This window comes from Mesorhizobium sp. M7A.F.Ca.CA.003.01.2.1 (assembly GCF_003998945.1).
Taxonomy (GTDB): Bacteria; Pseudomonadota; Alphaproteobacteria; order Rhizobiales; family Rhizobiaceae; genus Mesorhizobium; species Mesorhizobium ciceri.
Map to the genome: position 1 here is coordinate 2,778 of NZ_RZRA01000161.1, position 4,695 is coordinate 7,472.

Here is a 4,695-nt window from a genome sequence, read left to right on the forward strand (position 1 = left end):
TGTTCGTGCAGCGCCCTGACGCACTCAAGGCCCGAGCCGCTGGCAAGCTTGAGATCGACGACGGCATATTGGAAGGCAACGGTGCCGATCAGCGCCTGCACGCCGTCGACGCTCCGGCAGCTATGCGTTTCGTAATCACGCCGTTCGAAAGACCGGCGCAGTGCGTTGGCAAAGGCGATGTCGTCCTCGACGATCAGCAGCGTGCGTTCAGTCGGCATTGTGCCCTCGCGGAGACAGAGCAGCCAGCGGCAGATGCAACGTAACCGAAGCTCCCCCCTCGGTTCTGTTTCTTACAGTGACGCTACCCCCCAGCTTGCGGATGACATTGACGACCAGAAACAGGCCGAGCCCGCTACCTGGCCGGTTCTTGGTCGACGTGTAGGGCTTGCCGAATTCAGCAAGCATGGCTTCTTCAAATCCCGGTCCCGCGTCGACAACTTCGATGATGAGATCGTCCGCGTGGCGGCTGACGATCAAACCGACCCATAGAGGCGACGCTTCAAGTGCGTTGTCCAGTACATTGAACATCACCTGTTTGAGCGCGGGATCGGAGACGATCTCCTGGTTGGCGCCGAAACGCCTGGTGTATTCGAAACCTTGCGGCAGCCGTGTCGACTTCCATTCGGCCACCAGCTCCGCCAGAAAGGCATCGACGGAGGTGCGAACCGTGCCTTCGCCGCGCAATTCGCCCGACGACATCAGGATTCCCGAAACGATCTTCTTGCAACGGTCCAACTGGCCCTGCATCTCCCGGATTTCCTGCGCCAGATCCGGATCGGCCTCGAGAACCGGCATGCGCTGCCAGTCGTTGAGGATGACGGAAAGCGTAGCCAGCGGCGTGCCGAGCTCATGCGCGGCGCCAGAGGCGAGCAGGCCCATCCTGACGATGTGAGCCTCCTCCGCCGATTGCTGGCGCAAATCCGCAAGATGAGCGTCGCGGGTGCGAATGTTGTTCTGGACCCTGGTGATGAACAGCACCAGAAGCGTTGCCGCCAGGACGAAACAGATGAACATGCCCTGAATGTGCAGGCTGAACAGCCCGGCACCGTGTGCGGCGGGCAGGCTGATCTCACGGTAGAAGGTGGTCAGCGCGATGAAGCACGTGCTTGCAATGAGGACAAGCGCCCAGACCGACCATGTCTCCAGCAGTACCGCGCCCAGGATGACCTGGAGCAGGTAAAGCGAAATGAAGGGATTGGACGCGCCGCCGCTCAGGTAAAGCTGGACCGTCAACGCGGTGACGTCGAGCAGCAGTCCAAGAAACAGCTCGGTGTTGGTGATCGCGTCCTGGCTGCTGTGCCGGCGCAGGCTGGCGACGTTGAGAGCGATCAGCAGCAGGATCACCACTGCCATCGGCACCAGCGGCAGCCCGATGCCAAGCGCGTAGCGGACGAACAGGATCGTCACGATCTGACCGCCGACCGCGATCCAGCGCAGTTGGATCAGAAGCAGAAAATTCTGCTTGTTGGTCTTGTCGTGCAGCGTCATTGGGCCGGGAGGTCCCCAGCCCTGGCCAAGCAGGTCACTCAAGCGGGAGTCCGATCCAGGCGCTGGTTGAGCCGCAGCGCCAGCAGCGTGCATAGCGCTCCCGACAGCAGATAGGCGCCTGACGAGATCAGCCCGAAATGGGCGGACAGGAACAGGGCGACAATGGGGGCGAAGCCGGCGCCGAACAGCCAGGCGAGATCCGAGGTCAGCGCAGCACCTGTATAGCGGTAGTTCTTTGAAAAATTCGAGGCGAGTGCTCCCGAAGACTGGCCGAACGACAGGCCGAGCAGGACGAAGCCCAACACCATGAAGACGGACTCTCCGACGAAGCCGCCATCGAGCAGCTGTGGCGCGAAACCGCTGAACACGGCAATGGCCACCGCCGAGCCTCCAAGCAAGGGCCAGCGCCCGACCCGGTCGGCAACGACGCCCGAGATCGCGATTGCCGCCAGGCCGAAGAAGGCTCCGATCGTCTCGATGACCAGGAACCGTGCCGGTCCCTCGCGCGTGAACAGGAAGATCCAGGACAGAGGAAACACCGTCACCATGTGGAACAGGGCGAAGCTCGCCAGCGGCGCGAAAGCGCCGAGCACGACAGTGCGCCCTTCGGCGCGCAACGTCTCGCGGACGGAAGTCGGCTCCAGTTCCTGGCCTTCGAACAGTTTGGTGTATTCCGGCGTCACCACGATGCGCAGCCGCGCGAACAGGGCGACGACGTTGATGGCGAAGGCGACGAAGAACGGGTAGCGCCAACCCCAGCTGAAGAAGTCTTCAGCCGACAGGTTGCCGACGAAATATGCAAACAGGGCACTGGCGACGATGAGCCCGAGTGGCGCGCCCAGCTGCGGGATCATCGCATACCAGCCGCGACGCTTTTCGGGGGCATTCAACGCCAGCAGCGAGGCAAGTCCGTCCCATGTCCCGCCCAGCGCCAGTCCCTGACCGATCCGGAACATGGCCAGCAGCCAGGCCGAAGCCGGGCCGATCTGGTCGTAACCGGGCACGAAGGCGATCGACACGGTCGAGGTCCCCAGCAGGAACAGCGCGATGGTGAGCTTGGCGCTGCGTCCGTAGGCGCGGTCGAGCGCGGTGAAGATCGCCGTCCCGATCGGCCGCGCGATGAAGGCAAGCGCGAAGATGGCGAAGGAGTAGAGCGTGCCGGTCAACGGGTCGGCATATGGAAATACGAGCTTGGGGAAAACGATGACGGAAGCGATCGCGTAGACGAAGAAGTCGAAGAATTCCGACGTCCTGCCGATGATGACGCCAACGGCGATTTCGCCGGGCTTCACCTCATGATGCCGCGCATTGATCCGTCTTGCGTCGGCTTCGATCTTCGAAGTTGGGCTCACAGCATTCTCCGTCGCCCCGCCGCGGTCTCATACGATCGCTTGCCATGTGCGCGGGCCAGATGCTTTGATGACGCCTGCCGCGTCATTGCGGCATTGGACAAATTGTCCAATGCCTTCATCGCCGCGGTACGGTTAGCACTGGGGGGAACAACCGACAGGTCATACATTGAGCCGTCTTCGTACCCTTTTCCTGCTGCCCCTGCTGGCATCGCTCGGCTCCTGCAGCATGGTCGTCCTGAACCCTGCCGGCGACGTCGCCGAGCAGCAGCGCGACCTGCTGATGGTGTCCACGGCACTGATGCTGATCGTCATCATACCGGTGATGGCTCTCACCATATTCTTTGCCTGGCGATACCGCCAGTCCAACCGCGAGGCGCGCTACGAGCCGGATTGGGACCACTCGACCCATCTCGAACTCGTCATTTGGGCTGTGCCGCTTCTGATCATCATCTGCCTGGGCGCGGTGACCTGGATGGGCACCCATCTGCTCGACCCCTATCGTCCGATCGGACGTGTAGCGGCCGGCAAGCCGCTGCCGCCGGACGTGCGCCCGCTTGAGGTCGAAGTCGTCGCGCTCGACTGGAAATGGCTGTTCATCTATCCGGAATACGGCGTCGCCGTGGTCAACGAACTGGCTGCGCCGGTCGACCGGCCGATCAGCTTTCGCATTACCTCCGCATCGGTGATGAACTCCTTCTACATTCCAGCACTGGCCGGCCAGATCTATGCGATGCCGGGTATGGAAACCAGGCTGCACGCTGTCATCAACAAGTCCGGCGACTATGAAGGGTTCTCTGCCAATTACAGCGGCGCCGGCTTCTCGGGAATGCGCTTCGCGTTCCACGGCCTCGAGGATGCCGGTTTCCAGGCATGGATCGCGAAGGCAAAGGACAGCGGCGGCAAGCTCGACCGAAACGGCTATCTTGAGCTCGAACAGCCCAGTGAGAACCAACCCGTGCGCCACTATGCGGCGGTGGATAGCGATCTCTACAAGGCGATCCTCAACATGTGCGTCGAGCCCGGCAAGATGTGCATGAGCGAGATGTCGCAGATCGATGCCAAGGGCGGTCTGGGAATGGCCGGCATCCGCAACACCCTTCCGCTGCTGTATGACAAGTTCGCCCGGCGCGGCACGATATTCGGCCCCGCCCCATCCTATGTCGCCAGCATATGCACGACCGAAGAAGCACTGGCCGCTTCGAAGGCTGATCAATCCGCCACGCCGATGACCTCGACGCCGATAGTCGGCGCTGGTCTGCAACGGCCACTGCCCCTGTCGATCCGACTGCCGTCACCTTCCGCAACCGGCACGCTTCGGTCGCCCTTCAACTCCTGAGGCGCCACGCAAGACATGTTCGACAATCCTGCTCTTCTCAAGGCGATCTTCGGCCGGCTTACGTTCGAGTCGCTGCCGCTGCACGAGCCCATCGTGGTCGCGACCTTCATTGTCGTCGCGCTGGGCGGCATCGCCCTCGTCGGCGCGCTGACCTATTTCAAGCTCTGGGGCTATCTGTGGCGCGAATGGTTCACCAGCGTCGACCACAAGCGCATCGGTGTGATGTACATGGTGCTCGGCATCGTCATGCTGCTGCGCGGCTTCAGCGACGCCATCATGATGCGACTCCAGCAGGCGATGGCCTTCGGCGGTTCGGAAGGCTATCTCAATTCGCATCATTATGACCAGATCTTCACCGCGCACGGCGTCATCATGATCTTCTTCGTGGCGATGCCGCTGGTGACGGGCCTGATGAATTTCGTCGTCCCGCTGCAGATCGGCGCGCGCGACGTGTCGTTTCCGTTCCTCAACAATTTCAGCTTCTGGATGACGGTCGGCGGCGCGGTCATCGTCATGATG

4 protein-coding genes and 1 pseudogene are annotated in these 4,695 nt (G+C 62.0%); 2 read left to right on the plus strand and 3 right to left on the minus strand.

Features of this window, described 5'->3' with window-relative positions; genetic code table 11:
* The 3 genes and pseudogenes from EN969_RS35935 to EN969_RS09350 form a co-directional block, all read right to left on the minus strand.
* A pseudogene (locus EN969_RS35935) lies at window positions 1-218 on the minus strand (two-component system response regulator); the annotation flags it as partial.
* Window positions 208-1,530: an ATP-binding protein gene (locus EN969_RS09345; RefSeq protein ID WP_013531508.1), complete on the minus strand. Its 1,323-nt coding sequence runs from the start codon at window positions 1,528-1,530 to the stop codon at window positions 208-210. The pseudogene EN969_RS35935 and the gene EN969_RS09345, both read right to left, overlap by 11 nt.
* Window positions 1,527-2,840 (minus strand): MFS transporter, encoded by a 1,314-nt coding sequence (locus EN969_RS09350; RefSeq protein WP_024505203.1) that lies wholly within the window; start codon window positions 2,838-2,840, stop codon window positions 1,527-1,529. The genes EN969_RS09345 and EN969_RS09350 overlap by 4 nt, the downstream gene beginning before the upstream one ends.
* Before the next feature lie 166 nt (window positions 2,841-3,006).
* Between EN969_RS09350 and cyoA the strand changes: the two genes are divergently transcribed.
* On the plus strand, window positions 3,007-4,176 hold the full coding sequence (gene cyoA / locus EN969_RS09355; RefSeq protein ID WP_013531506.1) for a ubiquinol oxidase subunit II: 1,170 nt from the start codon (window positions 3,007-3,009) through the stop codon (window positions 4,174-4,176).
* A 15-nt stretch (window positions 4,177-4,191) separates the two neighbouring features.
* Window positions 4,192-4,695: cbb3-type cytochrome c oxidase subunit I (locus tag EN969_RS09360; protein WP_206525139.1), on the plus strand; the 504-nt coding region annotated here is incomplete at its 3' end.